General features: G+C 41.9%; 9 protein-coding genes. 1 reads left to right on the top strand and 8 read right to left on the bottom strand.

The features are described from left to right. Nucleotides 1–73: 73 nt before the first annotated feature. From rnr to fsa, 3 genes are all read right to left on the bottom strand, one after another. A complete protein-coding gene (gene rnr, locus C5745_RS04085) occupies nt 74–2,203 on the bottom strand; it encodes a ribonuclease R (RefSeq protein WP_105715709.1) in 2,130 nt (709 codons plus the stop codon). 513 nt (nt 2,204–2,716) lie between these two features. Further along, nucleotides 2,717–3,166 (bottom strand): Fur family transcriptional regulator, encoded by a 450-nt coding sequence (locus C5745_RS04090; protein WP_105715710.1) that lies wholly within the window; start codon nt 3,164–3,166, stop codon nt 2,717–2,719. 131 nt (nt 3,167–3,297) lie between these two features. Then, entirely contained in the window at nt 3,298–3,957 is a 660-nt protein-coding gene (gene fsa / locus C5745_RS04095; protein ID WP_105715711.1) for a fructose-6-phosphate aldolase, read from the bottom strand. Between the two features lie 125 nt (nt 3,958–4,082). Here fsa and C5745_RS04100 point away from each other — a divergent pair, with 125 nt between their 5' ends. Further along, entirely contained in the window at nt 4,083–5,306 is a 1,224-nt protein-coding gene (locus C5745_RS04100; protein WP_105715712.1) for an MFS transporter, read from the top strand. A 9-nt stretch (nt 5,307–5,315) separates the two neighbouring features. Here the strand turns inward: C5745_RS04100 and C5745_RS04105 are convergent, their stop codons facing one another. The 5 genes from C5745_RS04105 to C5745_RS04125 all read right to left on the bottom strand — a co-directional run bounded on the left by C5745_RS04105 (nt 5,316) and on the right by C5745_RS04125 (nt 15,629). Next, the gene (locus tag C5745_RS04105) at nt 5,316–6,575 is read right to left on the bottom strand and encodes an acyloxyacyl hydrolase (RefSeq protein ID WP_105715713.1); all 1,260 of its coding nucleotides are present in this window, start codon (nt 6,573–6,575) and stop codon (nt 5,316–5,318) included. 9 nt (nt 6,576–6,584) lie between these two features. After that, a complete protein-coding gene (locus C5745_RS04110; protein ID WP_105715714.1) occupies nt 6,585–7,022 on the bottom strand; it encodes an aspartyl protease family protein in 438 nt (145 codons plus the stop codon). A gap of 53 nt (nt 7,023–7,075) precedes the next feature. Next, entirely contained in the window at nt 7,076–8,020 is a 945-nt protein-coding gene (locus C5745_RS04115; protein ID WP_105715715.1) for a malate dehydrogenase, read from the bottom strand. 114 nt (nt 8,021–8,134) lie between these two features. Further along, nucleotides 8,135–10,444 carry a translocation and assembly module lipoprotein TamL gene (gene tamL / locus C5745_RS04120; RefSeq protein WP_243403244.1) on the bottom strand — a complete coding sequence of 770 codons (2,310 nt, stop codon included), beginning with the start codon at nt 10,442–10,444 and terminating at the stop codon, nt 8,135–8,137. After that, the gene (locus tag C5745_RS04125) at nt 10,434–15,629 is read right to left on the bottom strand and encodes a translocation/assembly module TamB domain-containing protein (RefSeq protein ID WP_243403245.1); all 5,196 of its coding nucleotides are present in this window, start codon (nt 15,627–15,629) and stop codon (nt 10,434–10,436) included. The genes tamL and C5745_RS04125 overlap by 11 nt, the downstream gene beginning before the upstream one ends. Nucleotides 15,630–15,933: the final 304 nt, after the last annotated feature.

Consider the following 15,933-nt stretch of genomic DNA (forward strand, 5'->3'; position numbering starts at 1 on the left):
CGAAGTGATGGTTCTTAGGGCGCACATTAAGGGGGTGCGCCCTATATATAGAAAATGTCATTGCTGGCGCTTACTACGACATGAGCGTAAAATCAATTTGCCTCTTTTCCAAATCTACTTTCTTAACTTTGATACGTACTTCGTCACCAAGCTGATATTTCTTTTTCTTCCGTTGACCGATGATGGCATAGTTTTTCTCATCAAGTGTATAGAAATCGTCAGTGATGTCGCGTAAGCGTACCATACCTTCACATTTGTTTTCTTGAATTTCCACGTACATGCCCCACTCGGTGACACCCGATACGATGCCTGTATATTCTACGCCGATTTGGTCTTCCAAGTACTCGGCCTGTTTGTACTTAATGGAGGCGCGTTCTGCTTCAGCAGCCTTTTTTTCCATTTGAGAGGAATGCTCCGTCATTTTTTCGTAATGCTCCGCGTTAATTTTCTTTCCACCATCCAGATAAAATTGCAACAAACGATGTACCATCACGTCCGGATAGCGACGGATAGGCGAGGTGAAATGCGTGTAATAATCAAAAGCGAGTCCATAGTGGCTGGTACTTTTGGTTGTGTAAATAGCTTTTGCCATCGATCGGATGGCGAGTGTCGTTAACATGTTTTGCTCCTTCGTGCCTTCGATCTTTGTCAAAAGTGCATTTAGCGATCGCGCAGCCTCTTTATCTGTTTTAATAGTGAGCTTGTGTCCAAATCGTAAAGCAAACTGGGAAAAAGTGGTCAACGTTTCCAAGTTGGGCGTATCATGGAATCGATACACAAACGTTAGCTTATTTTTACCTCTACCTTGCTTACCGATGTACTCGGCAACCTTGCGGTTGGCTAGAAGCATGAAATCCTCGATAAGCTTATGTGCATCTTTCCGCACTTTAGTATAGACGCCCAAGGGTTTTCCTTTTTCATCAAGGTGGAATTTAACCTCCTCACTTTCGAAGCTGATTGCACCGTTCTTAAATTTGCGTTCTCGCAGAATATAGGCGAGTTGATTTAGTTTTAGGATTTCGGCTGCATGATCTCCGCTTTGGGTCTCAATAACCTCTTGTGCTTCCTCGTAACTAAAACGACGATTAGAATTGATAACGGTGCGTCCAAACCACTGGTTTAATACATTTGCTTTGTCGTCCATTTCGAATACAGCGGAGAAACATAATTTGTCCTCATGCGGGCGCAACGAACATACGCCGTTTGACAGACGTTCGGGAAGCATTGGGATCACCCGATCAACCAGGTATACGGATGTGCCCCGTTCAAAAGCTTCTTTATCTAAAAGGGAATCTGGTTGCACGTAGTGAGAAACGTCAGCGATATGGACGCCGACTTCGTAATTTCCATTATCCAATGTTTGGAAAGAGATTGCATCGTCAAAGTCTTTTGCATCGAAAGGATCTATCGTGAACGTGAGGATATCGCGAAAATCACGTCTTTTCTTTATTTCGTCATCGGATATTTGCTCTGAGATAGCGTTCGCTTCGGCCTCAACTTGAGGCGGAAAAGACAGTGGGAAGCCAAAGTCCGCGAGAATGGCGTTCATCTCCGTGTCATTCTCGCCTTTCTTACCTAGGATATTTTTCACCCTACCGATTGGATTTTTGGCATTCTTCGGCCATTCTACAATCGAGACAACAACTTTTTCTCCGTGTTGCGCGCCGTCTAGATTGTCTAGCGGGATGAATATATCGTGGATCATCTTTCGGTCGTCTGGTAGAAAAAATGCATACGATTTGGAGATGTCTATCGTTCCAGTAAAATCTGTTTTTGCCCGTTGGATAATCTCCACTACTTCGCCCTCTCGCTTCCGGCCTTTTCGTCGTTCGTAAACGTGCACCTTTACGATGTCATTGTGTAATGCCTGCCGCAGCTTGCGAGGCGCGATATGAATGTCACTTTCAAGTTCATCCTCCGGGACGACATAAGCCGAGCCATCGGCTGTCATGTCGACCTTTCCTTGGATGTAGACATTCAACTGGCGCAACTTAAATTTGCCCCGCTCCACTTGCAGGAATTTGCCGGATTTCGATTCGTCAGAAAGAATCTCGGCGATTGCATTTTTTGAGTCGCTTTCGCTAAGGTTAAGTTTCGCAGCTACCTGTTTGTAATTGAGTGGCGTATTATTTGATTTTTCGAATATGTCAACGATAAGATGAGTCAGTACTTCTCTGTAGGCGTTCTCTTTTTTTTGTTTCATGTGTTTAAAATTATTGCTTGATGCTTCGCTCTTTTATAGCATCCATCGATAGGAGAGGGATACTATAAAAGTGCGCAAGCGTATTATAGCGATATGCTCTTTATATAAACTAAGATACATAAAAAATGTTCTTTATGTTTATTTAGAATCAAAGCATTTCCTGTCTTATTTCTTATCGTTATGTTATCATTTAATTTACCAATTATAATTTATTGATAATGTTTAATTTAAAATTGATTTGTGCTAAAATATGCGTTGTCTTTAGTTTGTTTTTGACATGGTTAGAACGATTTTTTTGAAAAAACGGGATAGCAAATGTCGAACTGCTAAATTTATTAAGTTGTCTTTACATTTATTTTAGCGTAATTAAAATGCTTATTGCAAGTGTATTATATAAGTTATGTGTTTATTTTTATGTCTTTATTTTTTGGTTTTATCACGGGGTTAGTTTACATAAAAAAAGCTTCCCGAATTCAGAAAGCTTCTTTTATATAAGTATATGTTTTTTGGTATTTAATCTTCTTTTTGGCAGTTTGCACATAATCCCACGGCGTTTATAGCGAGGGAATGGAGTGCGAAATGAGGAGGCAAAGTGATTTTTGGAAGCGATACTTCGTCCAAGCAAAATACGCTATTACATACCGAACATATGAAGTGGATATGTTGATCGTGATGGTGGTTTTCGGTGCAGTTAGAAGTGCACATTGCATAGGTCGCTGTACCATTTAAATCGAATATTTTATGGACAATTCCTTTCTCTTCAAAGCTCGATAATATGCGATATAGTGTTACCCTATCAATATCTTTTCCTACAATTTTTTCTAAATCAGGCTGTGATATGGCTGCATTTTTGTGCGTTATTTCTTCTAAGACACGCAACCTTTGGGAGGTTACTTTGAGGCCGTTTTCCCGGAGAAGGTCCGGAAATTCCTGTGTGTTTTGTTCTTTTTTTCCATTCGTCATGATAGCCGTAAAGTTACGAATTTTATAGTCTTTTTTACCTCAAAAAGAGTGCAGATCAACCGGATTGGAGACTCATAAAAAAAGCCTCTCCAGATAAAACGGGAGAGGCTTTCATCATGAAATATATTATTTTACTTTCCTGCTGCCTTTGCGTGGTCCGCTAAAAATTGCGCTAAGCCGCTATCGGTTAACGGGTGCTTTAATAAGGATAAGATAACGGATAAAGGTCCTGTCATTACATCAGCTCCAATCTTCGCACAGCCTAATAAATGTGCGCTATGACGTACGGAAGCCGCTAAAATTTCTGTTTTGAAACCGTAGTTGTCATATATGTGACGAATTTCTTCGATTAAACCTAGACCATCTACAGAAATGTCGTCCAATCTGCCGATAAATGGAGATACGTATGTTGCTCCCGCTTTGGCCGCCAATAGCGCTTGCCCAGCAGAAAACACGAGTGTGCAGTTTGTTTTGATGCCTTTTTGGCTAAAATACTTAATAGCTTTAACGCCATCCTTGATCATAGGAACCTTCACAACAATTTTTGGATTCAAGGCAGCCAATGCTTCCCCTTCTGTGATGATATTGTCAAAATCTGTAGCGATAACCTCTGCGCTTACATCACCATCCACAATGTCGCAGATAGCTTTATAATGATTAATTACATTCTCTTCCCCACTGATGCCTTCCTTTGCCATTAAGCTGGGGTTAGTCGTTACGCCGTCCAACACGCCAAGGTCTTGTGCTTCTTTGATCTGTGCTAAGTTTGCGGTATCGATAAAAAACTTCATGTTTATTAGATTGTTTTATAGTGATTTAAAATATTTTAAAACATAGTATACATAAGTATGTTACAAAAGTAATTATATTATTCTCAATCTGGTTAAGTTTAATCAAAACATTTTTTCGGCCGTTCATGGACATATTTAGATCGCTTTCTTACCCCAATTTTCGACTGCATGTCATAGGCCAAGCGATATCACTTTTGGGTACCTGGATGCAACGGATAGCTATCAGCTGGATGGTATATGAAATGACTAATTCCGTATTTTGGCTCGGTTTTGTTCAATTTATTGCTTTGCTTCCGTCATTGATCCTTTCCCCATTTGTCGGCTCGTTTGTCGATAAGCACAGGAAATATAAGCTGGTTTTTCTTACGCAGATTGGTTTGATGCTACAAGCTGGTATTTTAACACTAGTGGTAGGATTGCAGTTACAAACTGTTCTTCTGTTATCTGTGTTAGGTTTTATACAGGGAATCATTAATGCATTCGATGTACTCAGCCGCCAGTCATTAATGATATCGCTCGTGGATAACAAGCGAGATTTGCCTAATGCCATAGCGTTAAATTCGTCTATTTTCAACGCCGCAAGAATGGTGGGGCCTGCCATTGGCGGTATTTTGTTGACCAGATACGGCGAGCTCGTGTGTTTCGGTATTAATTTCATCAGTTTTGTCCCGGTCATCATCTGCCTTCTGCTGATGCGTGTAAAGGAGGATCGCTCAAAGCTTACTAAAGAAAGCCATTCGCAAGCGCTTATTGAAGGATTCAGCTATGTGCGGCGTTCTCCGCATATTAAATCATTGATTATTGTACTGGTATTTTCTAGCTTATTCGTTATCCCTTATACGTCTTTGTTGCCGGCCATCGCTAAAGACCTTTTTTCGGGAGATGAGTCCACTTTCTCTTGGTTTGAAAGTGCCGCCGGTTTTGGCGCGATGATCGGTGCCATCAACATGGCAAGATTAAAAACAGGTGAAAACCTTCGGTACCGCGTATTGTTTTCTGCTTTTCTCATGGGCATAGCACTTTGTTTATTAGCATTTGCCCGGTTCCTACCGTTGGCTTTGGTGTTTACCATGGTGGTTGCTTTTGCGATGATGATGCAGAATTCGTCCATAAATACGTATATCCAGACGCATGCGGTTCCAAGCTATCGTGCGAGAGTGATAGGTTATTATGTTATGGCTTTCCAAGGCGTCGCTCCTATTGGCACGCTGTTAATTGGTGCGATGGCCGAATATATCGGAATCAAGAGCACGCTATACTTTATGGGGACAGTTGGTGTTATCGTTGCGCTAAGCTTTTATACCTATCTGCGGCTACATATCCATCGAAGACTGTTTAAGAGAATATGATCGATCTTATCAAAAGAACAGCGAGGGTGCTTTATTTTTAAATCGGTAGCCGAGACCCAGCATCAAATAATTTGGCTCGTGAAAATCTTTCAAATTATAGCCGATATGCAAGAACGAATTTCTAGTGGCTGCAATCTTAAGTGCAAATGTTTGGTGGGAACCTCGGAGGTCTCCGCCTCTATGCAGCAGGTTACCTCCTAAGCCGATACCGATAGTGAAAATCGGCATGATATATTCAGCTCTCGCCGACAGGCCTATAGCTAATTGTTTGTCGATAGATGGCTTAAAGAATTTTTCTTCAAGGGCTGCCGAAAAGTAATTTTTTGTGTAGACATTCGCGCTGCCGTCGTATACGGCATCTATAGAGACGCCAGCCCGAAATCTATAGCTTAAATTATACATTGGACCAAAATACAACCCCAAAACAGGATATTGGTGCGGCGAAGGGACCGGTTGTCCGATGACTTCGACTCCTTTTCGACGCCACGAACCGAAAAATACCAAATCATAGTGGATGTGTTTGGGGTATTGCGCAATCAACGAATCGGGTATTTTGGGACGCTTCCCGGCGACTGAATATCGTTTTCGAAAATCATATAAAAAACCTATCTTCAATCCGATCGTGTTAAGGCCAGCATTAGGGAAATTTGTATTTCCATTTGAAAAATGAGTGAAATCGAAACCCGTAGCCAAATCTGTATTCTGCGTTAACCTCCATCTCAAATATAATCCGGCATTTAAATAGGCATTCGTTTTAGAGCCAATTGCGACATTGTAGGTATTGTGCTCAAAATCGTGTGGCTCCCAACCGGTCGATAAACCGAAATTCCATTCATAGTCTAATGCTACATTCGGACGAAGCTGTGTGATCTTGGAGCGCTGGAAAAGGTACATTGTATTAGGAGCTCCTAACTCTCGGTGGTTGCCGAAACTGTAAAAAGACACCCCTATTCCCTGGTAGGTATGGGGATAAATTTGATCTCCCAATGAGCCATTTGGAAACCGGAATGCGTATTTGATATGTCCGGATAACGCGTTTCGAATAGGTTTTCGCTGATCATTCAATCCAGCGTAAAAAGGTACGGTAGGCAATACGAAACCGGGGCGAAGTTCCACCCCAAGATGATGGACAAATCGTCCAGCACCATTCAGCTTATGTGCAGTATCAATCGACAGTGTGTCTCGGGACAACCCGCTAACTGGGGAAATAAGCAATAAACAGCTGGAGACCGATACATAGCTAAATAACGATTTTACACCCGAAAACATAGGTCAACTTCAACTTACTTTACGGTCCCGTAAGGTTAAAAGCTGTTTCCGATAGTCGATACGAGCAGCATAAGTAACTAGGATATCTCCCCCCAACACCCCAATAACGGGAGGAAGGCCCATTTGTTGGTAAGCATAATTAACCGCGCTTAAATCTAGAACCGCCGTTATAAATTTTCTTACTTTCCAGGTACCTATCTCGAAAGTTGGTAGTTCTAAGATAAAACTTTCCATGGAATTTGTACCTAATCCAGTCGAAACGATATTAGTAATTTCAATTTTTTCCTCCGGAATACCTGATTGGAGGAGTGTCGTTTTGTCAAGAACGGTTTTTGATGCTCCGGTATCTAATACCATCTTAAAAGATTGATCAAATAGGCAAACATCGATCAATATATGATAACCATCGCCTTGTAGTTCCAATATTTCAAACGGAATTTTTTGCATGGGTGTAAACTTAGATAAAATAAATATAAATTAAAACCCACGCAAAAAGAGCCTTATATGATATTACTATCTTTCAACACTTGGTTCATATTCCTTACGGCATTTGCACTATTTTTGAAAAGCGCTTCTTCTTCTTCTGACAACTCTAAAGGAACGATACGGTCCCAACCTTTTTTATTAATAATTACAGGAACACCAATATTGATATCTTCTTCGCCGTATTCGCCTTCTAGGAAGACAGATGCTGTAAATAATCTATTTTGGTCGCGTACAATACTTTCTACCATCGCCGCCGCTGCCGCTCCGGGCGCATACCAAGCGGAGGTGCCAATCAATGCCGTAAGTGTAGCTCCACCCACCATCGTTTTTTTAACGATGGTATCTTGTTCTTCTTGCGTTAAGAAATTGCTGACAGGGATACTGTTCCACGTGGCGTGATGAATAAGGGGAATCATAGTAGTGTCACCATGTCCACCTATTACAATTGCATTCAAATCGTTCGCCGAAGCTTGTAGCTTTTGGGAGATTTGATATTTAAAGCGCGCTGAATCCAGTGCGCCACCCATACCAATAATCCTGTTCTTAGGCAGACCACTCGATTTTAACGAAAGGTATGTCATGGTATCCATCGGGTTAGACACAATGAGAATAATTATGTCGGGGGAATGCTTTACTAAGTTCTCCACAACAGATTTAACGATGCCAGCGTTGGTTCCAATGAGTTCCTCACGTGTCATCCCCGGTTTTCTGGGTATACCAGAAGTGATGACCGCCACCGTAGAACCTGCCGTTTGTGTGTAATCGTTGGTTACTCCTTTTATAGTGGAATCAAATCCTAAAAGTGCTGCGGTTTGCATCATATCCTGTGCCTTGCCTTCTGCGACACCTTCTTTGATATCCAACAGCACAATTTCTTCTGCAATATTTCTTCGTACAAGATTGTCCGCTGTCGTTGAACCTACAGCCCCTGCTCCAATAACTGTTACTTTTGTCTGCATATTTTTTCTATCTTTTGTTGTGGTAAAGACTTGATGTGTAGATAAATGTACGGAAAAGAGCGCAAAGACAGAAAACTTTTGATTTTTAACTTTTGTGCATCACTTATAACTCCGTTAAAACGGATAACCAATGGCTAAGTTAAATACCAGGTTGTTACGACGCCATTCGCGATCTCTAAAATCAATGTATTTGAATACCCAGCGGTCTCCCGGATCTCGATACGGCACACGTACTGGTATCGCACAATCTGTACGGATAATCAAGAAATCCAGGTCAAGACGCAAGCCTAAACCTGCGCCCACTGCCAGTTCTTTATAAAAGTCCTTTGTTAGCTTACCCCCAGGTTTATTTTCATCCGCTCGTTGCAACCATATATTCCCAGCATCTATAAAAGCGGCCCAATGCAGCATACCAGCCAACTGTGCCCGATATTCCGTATTAAGTTCTAGTTTGAAATCGCCAGTTTGATCGGCGAAGAAATTATTTTCGCCCAAGTTTTCCGGGTAGGCGGTTCCAGGTCCTACTGCCCGAGCCCGATAAGCACGTAATCCGTTAGGCCCGCCGGAGAAATATTGTTTTAAATAGGGAAGTGAGCGTGAATTTCCATAAGAATGACTGGTGCCCACCATTACTCTAGAAGCGAGTTGGGATGTAGACGACAACTTCATATAATGACGAAAATCAGCTTCGGCTTTGATAAACTGGGCGTACGGTGTTCCGAAGATCTCTTTGGCACCTTCGTCATAATTCGCTCCCTGAATTAATCCCAGCACATTCCCCGATGTATTTAAACCCGTTTTTACGTAAAAAGTATGTTTACGTGAAGCGTCCATAGAATTGGTAAAGGTATAGGAATAGTTCGGCCCGAACGAAAACTGTGGATCGACGATATGGCGTAGGGTAGGAACGGTGTCCATTTGTGCTCTATATTCATCCGTGATATTTCGGGGTTGTACGTAGATAATTTCAGCAACTGCCAAATCGTGTTGCTTTTGGTCATCTTCCTTCCAATTATAGCCGTAATTTATGGTCAGCGAATTAAGTGTATATGCGTTTCGCCGATTCAAAAACTCATAGCCAACCTTCGCATACGTTTTGGGGATGTAACGTCTCGAGGGCGCCCACTTGTAGGGTGATAACAAACGCGGCCATACAATGCCCACTTCGGTTCCGTAACGTATATATGCGGAATTCAGATTTACATTTCCCCCGGTCTGCGTTTCGTAACCGCCGAACACACTTACAGTAAGTGTCTCAAACCCTTTGAAGGCATTTCGAAGCGTCCAATGGGCGTTAGCTTCCGTACCATTATACACGGAAGCCGTTTTTGCAATCACCTCAAAACGGATCGACTTTCTCTGCATCGGAGTTAAATGGTAATAAACATCCATCGTATTGGCTGAATCAGGACTGTCAACAAATGTATTTTTAACAAATTTAAAAGCGTTGAGATTAACGAGGTGACTGATCGTCCGGTTGTGTTCCCAGCGTGTATAGGTATCTCCTTTGTTAAAGAAGATATGATTTGCTAATACTTTTTTACGATACGTATTTTGCGGATCTATAATATAATATTGGTTGTCATACAAATATTGTGGCCTTGGTCGGGTTGTTTGGAGACCTTGCGTTGTCTGCCGATAATTTGGGTAAATGAAAATATTTCCTATTTTTTGAGGCTCTTTCGCTCTCTGTGGGGTTTCAGGCTTAACTTTCAAATACATGTCTACCTGGAAATTTCCCTTGCTACTGTCCACCTCCGCCAATAAATGGTCGGGCGAAAAATAATAGTATCCTTTGTTTTTTAAGTCATTGTCGATGCGGTCTCGTTCGTTGAGAATAACATCTAAATTGTAATTGCTTCCGACATTTAGCAAGGAACGAGATTTTGTGCTCAAAATGTCTTTCCCCAGTTGCTTGGTCGAATCGACCTCGAAATCGACCTTGGCGATACGATAAATCTTCCCAGGAAACGCATTATAGGTGACCTCTGCCAGTTTGCCATCGATTGTAGTATCTGATGTGACGTAGGCGTTAAAGAAGCCGAAATTCTCCATCCGATTACGCAAGAGATTTTCGTTGTACTCTCGGTTTACGTCACGGAGTAGCACTGGCTCTTCTCCCTGATTTCTTAGCCACCTGTTGATGGCGCCCGATGACGAATCTGGCCCTCCTCCCATATTGTATAGACCTAACTTGAATCGAACACCCAAGAACTTTTTGTTGGGTCTGGGCCTGAGCATTTCTTCCAAATGTGCTTCAAACGCTTCTTTGCGTTCGTTCGGAATACTATCTTGTGGATGGATGATTACGTGCCCTTTATTGTAGAGTTTTTCATCCTCGGTAAGGTATTTGGTGGGATTACAGCTAATCACGAAGATCATTGCAGTTATACCCATTGCGACTCGGCGCGAATTAATCATCATATGACCTCCTTTCTTCCTCATCGTCCCGGATGGCGGCTGATGGAGTGACGGAACCAACCGGCTTATTTGTTGTAGAGCTGTCGGTCCTATTTTCTTGACGTTGCAAACGTTCGTTTTTCTGGCGTTCCTCGATGCGTTTACGGAACTCTGGGCTATTCTTCATTAGGCTATCACGAATCACTAGGCGTACGCTATCTCGGTAGGCGGAATCGGTTTCCATCCGCTCTATATCAAACCGGCGGCGAAAACCCCGGCTATCTGTGTTGTAGTATTGCTCTAAAGCGCCGGAACTCATGAAAAGTTCTTTGAACTTGTCATAACTCATCGTAATGATAAAACCGATACCAGTTTCGACAAATTGTCCCTGCAACGTTGCTTGATATTGATTTTTCCGGTATACACGAGCGAAGTAGCGCCCATCTTTTGAAAGTTGGTAATCCAGTGAAATATCGCCCGCGATGTTAGATGCTTTTTCTCCTGGGCGTGTATTTCCTTCGACTTCGAAGTTGGAACCTATCGTAATTTTTAAGCGATCATCAAATAACATCTTGGACACGCCCACGTTTAAGTCCGTCCGTGTTTGCGCATTCCCAGTTAGATAATCCTCTTCTGATTGCAGATTGAAATCAAGTTCCACCCCTTTAACAAGATCGGACGCTAAATTATTCAACTGGCTACTCAGGAACGAACTGACGGTGTTCCGTGCCATTGCTTCAGCTCCGCCACCGCCCGAAAGGCTCTCAAATGGATTGGCGGACATGAAACGTCCTAGCGCGATTAGTGAGAACACTTGCTTATTCAACTCCGCAGGATCCTCCCGTATATTGGCCAAAGCAATGTTAACTTTACTTACGACATCTTGTGAAACGATAGCGTTATTCTCGTCCAGATCAATATCAAAGTTAATTTCTGGTTTGAACAGCTCGCCGGTGAGAATAAGCTTTACGTCGAAAGGAATTCGTTGTTTATACAGGTTTGGGCTTTCGCCACCAAGTTGAGATTGTACGAGTTCCAAGGTGGGAAAACGGTTTCGATATATGGCGGTAATATCCATACGGGCATCCAGTGGATCGCCATTCCAAGTAATGGTGCTCCCTTTTTGGAAGAGGAATGGTTTCGAAATCGGTCCCAATGAGAATGTATAATCTCCCCTTTCTACGGTATAGGTGCCTGACATCGTGATTTTGTCACTTGCATCAATGGTAGCGTTCAACTCTGCCACGCCTTGTATGTTGAGTGCATCTTGTGTGCCTTCGTCTAATATAACCTTAAATTTTGCCTCGGCGTCGGTAGAAAGATTGAGGGCGATGTCCATGCCGGACAATTGTGTAGCCGTTGTGATAGAGTCTAATCGGGCAAATACATTTGCACGGGCCGTATCAGAACGATTGACAAATTTGACGACGCCGTCCCGCTGCGCAATACCAGGGTCGTCATTTGGTACGATGAATACAAAATCGGTGTTTTCATTGACCTTAATGTCGCCATCCACACGCGGTTGGTCTAAATTACCACGTACACGCAGATTCGAGGTCAAATATAGTTTGCCGAAAAATAAATCGTTGTCTTCCCTCGTTGAATTAACCGCGGCAAAGTCGTTCATCGTCAAATTCAGATTGAAGCTAAAGTCCGTATAGGTGGTGGTAGCAATAGAACCGTTTAATAATGTGGTGTTACCACGTAAATCTTTGATTTCAAATTTTTTGAATTGAATGCCTTGATTGTTGAAGTGGATAGTTTGGTTGTCCATTAGGAAATCTGCATTCAACATTGCCACATTCAATTTGCCGTTTTGGAACGTGAGTCCACCGTTAATTTTAGGCGCATCGACAGTGCCTGTGATTTTTAAATCGCCTACCAAATCGCCCGCACAATCTTCTAAATAACCTAGACTAAACGCCTGTATAGTCGTCATTTTCATTGGTTTTAGCGATAACGTTGCGTCGATAGAAGCGGTCCCGTCTGGCGGACTGATAAAATCACCTATGAGTTGTACGTCGTTACCGTTTCCTTCAATTTTCACGTCAGCAGAAAACGTGTTTTCTTTGATATTATCTACTTTGACCAATATATTGCCCACGGTGTCTTTTCCGAAGAAAAACTTATCAATAGTCAGATCGGAAACAAATACGGGACTGCCCTCTAGTCGAGATACGGTAGCTGTACCATTAATACCTCCTCCCAGATCGAGCATTTCGGATTCCAACATTTGTGTAAAAGTCTCGATTCTGAAATTGTTAAAGGTCACATCGATAGGTGCGTTCGGTATAGAATCTCGTGATTGGACAAGAAGCTCCTGTCCATTATTCGTTAAACGGAAGTTGCGGGCGTGTACGCCGCTTTCACCAAAACTAATTGTATTCGTGGTGTCTATATGCCAATCTTCATAATTTAATTTTAATCCATCTTCATGTAACCTGAAAATAAAGTTATTTTCTTCAGCTCGTAACCCGGCGCCTAAATGATACTGCTCTTTATCTTCCTTATCTTTTATCCACAAGCCAAGGTCAACATTGTTTTCCACGACACTACCACTTGCTACCGTATTATTCAATTCGATATCACCCATTTTAATTAGGTGAATGAGTGCTGAATAATATAGCGTGCTATCAAATGTCGTCAAATCGACGCCAACATCTTCTATAGTTGTGCCGCCGTATACAATTTTCGGTGCGATCAATTTTGCCATAAAATTCTGTGTAGCACTGTTGAATGTACCATCTAAGGTAATATCACGCATCTCTTCTAAGTCCGGAAGGAAATCCCGGATGAAGCGGGAATTATTAATTGTTGCACTAAACTCAAACTGCTGTGGGGCATACGAAATGGTGTCTTTTGGTGTGCCACTTGGATTATAGTATATCTGTATGATATCTTGTACTGCGCCACCCAATGCGGTAAGTTGATATTTGCCAACCATGTGTGCCTGAAGAAATTCAGATTTTAGAATCAGTGTATTCTTACTGGTATCTGCGGATGCCACTAAAGAGATGCTGTCTAGTGTATAGCGAGCATCCTTATATGCAAGGGACGAGTTGGAGACAACAATCGAACCGTTTAGGAAATCTGGATCGGCCGTTTCAAAATCAGCAACAATCTTTCCGTGATATCGAAAGTCGTCTTCCATCAATTTAAGGTTCCGAACGTTAACACTATCGATCATCAGTGTTGCCTGTACTTTTGGGTACTTATTGCGCATGTCTGCCGCGAAATCCATGTTGAACTGTATATTGGGATCTGGACTGTTTAGCGTACCCACGATATCACCGCCTTTAGCATCTACTTGCAACTGTATATCACGATAAGTGTAACCCATCGCATCCAAGTGATTCAAACGACCATCTACAGCCGCGGTCATGTCCTTGGGGTTTAGTCCAGTGCCAACTACATTCGCTTCCGCAGATATTATACCTAAAACAGAATCTTGATTTAGGATGTTTCCAATGTTCAAATCGTCAATGGATACATATGCATTGTATGTCGTATCTGTTCCCATTTGCATATTACCATTCACCGTAGCGTTGCCTTTCTCGGTAACAAGACTCATGTTCGCATCGAAGCCAGACATACCTCCTTTGAACGTTCCCGATAGGCTGATGGCATTTGGAAGTTGTAAGCTGTCAGGCATCAAAGATTTCGCAACTAAACGTTCTATATCCGCTCTACCGGTCGTAAATTTTTTAAGATTCAAGTCGATGTAGAGTTTCTCTGTATCAGGTAGCCCTCTAATGGCTGCACTGGCTACTACGTGGGTGCGGTCTAATGTTTTAAATTCAATATTGGGTATAGTGAGATTATCCATCTGGCCTCTTACACTACCGTTGATGTAAAAAGACCAAGTCAAAAGTGGCTTCATAACCTCCATGGTGTCCAAGTCTGGTACAAAATAGCGGATATCGCCCATATCGAGTGTGGAATTTTTGATGTTAGCTTCTACAAATACTTGGCTCGGATTTTCTGTTAATGCGTCAAGCGACGGATAGGTCAGTTTGATATAATTTCGGATAGTAGTCTTAGGCGTTTGGGCAATGAAATTTTGGATTTCTACACCCGAATTATGATACACAAAGTCCCCCTGCAACTTTTTAATGGAAAAGCCAGAGTGATCCGCCATCGAAAGGTTTTTTAATGAACCGGAAATAGAGTCGCTGGAGTAATAGAGGTCATCAAGCTCCGCTAGAAAATCACTGATTTTAATGTTGAAATAATCGAATCCGTTCATGCGTGGTTCGTTATCGTCTTTAAACCAAATATTCGTTTTATCGATAGTCAATCTGTCGGCAGAAACAACCCAGTTCATGGAACTGCTGTTAGATGTGGTATCTGTTTCTGCCGCTACGATGGGTTTCGACGTTAAATTCCCAAATAGTACCTGCGAATCAGACTCGTCTAAATTAATTTCCCCTAAACGTACAATTTCGTTGTTGAGATCTATTTCTTTGATGTCCGCAGTTAGCTGCCGGATATCAAATCGGGTATCCATGGCGGTCGATGAATCTTGGTATTCTACGAGAATATTGCTCAGGTTTAGATTCTTTATTTCGAGGTCCGGAAGTAGCGACGATTCTGCGACGGAGGCATCTGTAATACCGAAATCGTCTGCTGAAGGAGCTTCCCCTTCACCCATAGGGGCCCATTGTTTAACCAATGCTGTCAACCCGTCCAATCTGATTGTTGGCATCGAAAATGCCATATTGTTAGTCAAGTCAAACCTTTTTACTTTCGTATCGAAATGCTGCAACCGGATGTCCGCACTCGTTCCGATAACTTCATCGTGATAAACGAAATGGAGGCGCTCAAAAAGTACGTCATTGATATCAAAAACGAGGGCCGAGGTGGTATCAGTAGCTGCTGTGCTTTCTTCTTCAGAAGCGAACGCTGCTACAATATAATCAAAATTAAAGCTACTATCGGGTAACGTGCGGTTTATCTTCGCTGTTATGCCCTTTAATTCTAACTGCTGGACCTCCACCGTGTTTTTCAACAATTTAAACATATTGATATCCACCAATAATTTTTCTCCAGCAACTAACGTGTCCTTAGATTGGTCTTCAAAATAGACGTTTTCCAATACGATTTTCTTTGGAAAAGTGATATTGACATAGCCAATATCGACCCGAGTGCCAATCTTGTTTTCCAGATAGTTCGTAACTTTGCCAACTACATAATTTTGAACCGCCGGCATTCGTATAAGAAAAATTATAAATAGCAGAAGGGCAATAATACTGCCGATAACCCATAATATTGTTTTTAAAGCTATTCGTCCGAATCGATTCAACGTGATTTTTTATTAAATTTTATAAGACTTTGTCGTGTATACCTCTTTATCAACAAACGTCAAAAGAGTTGAAATGTTTATTACTACTCACAATTATTGCTTACATGAGTTACGAACAAAGATAAGGTTTGTCAACTATTGCCGATAAAAGAGTTAGAAAAAACGTCAAGAAATAGAATTAAAAACCTAGTTTTTAGGGTGCCGCGTAATG

It is taken from the genome of Sphingobacterium haloxyli, assembly GCF_002980525.1.
GTDB lineage: Bacteria > Bacteroidota > Bacteroidia > Sphingobacteriales > Sphingobacteriaceae > Sphingobacterium > Sphingobacterium haloxyli.

Bases quoted from the DNA above. Each gene is read 5' to 3' on its own strand.
- rnr (WP_105715709.1), bottom strand. From the start codon at position 2,203: ATGAAACAAAAAAAAGAGAACGCCTACAGAGAAGTACTGACTCATCTT.
- C5745_RS04090 (WP_105715710.1), bottom strand. From the start codon at position 3,166: ATGACGAATGGAAAAAAAGAACAAAACACACAGGAATTTCCGGACCTT.
- fsa (WP_105715711.1), bottom strand. From the start codon at position 3,957: ATGAAGTTTTTTATCGATACCGCAAACTTAGCACAGATCAAAGAAGCA.
- C5745_RS04100 (WP_105715712.1), top strand. From the start codon at position 4,083: ATGGACATATTTAGATCGCTTTCTTACCCCAATTTTCGACTGCATGTC.
- C5745_RS04105 (WP_105715713.1), bottom strand. From the start codon at position 6,575: ATGTTTTCGGGTGTAAAATCGTTATTTAGCTATGTATCGGTCTCCAGC.
- C5745_RS04110 (WP_105715714.1), bottom strand. From the start codon at position 7,022: ATGCAAAAAATTCCGTTTGAAATATTGGAACTACAAGGCGATGGTTAT.
- C5745_RS04115 (WP_105715715.1), bottom strand. From the start codon at position 8,020: ATGCAGACAAAAGTAACAGTTATTGGAGCAGGGGCTGTAGGTTCAACG.
- tamL (WP_243403244.1), bottom strand. From the start codon at position 10,444: ATGATGATTAATTCGCGCCGAGTCGCAATGGGTATAACTGCAATGATC.
- C5745_RS04125 (WP_243403245.1), bottom strand. From the start codon at position 15,629: ATGCCGGCGGTTCAAAATTATGTAGTTGGCAAAGTTACGAACTATCTG.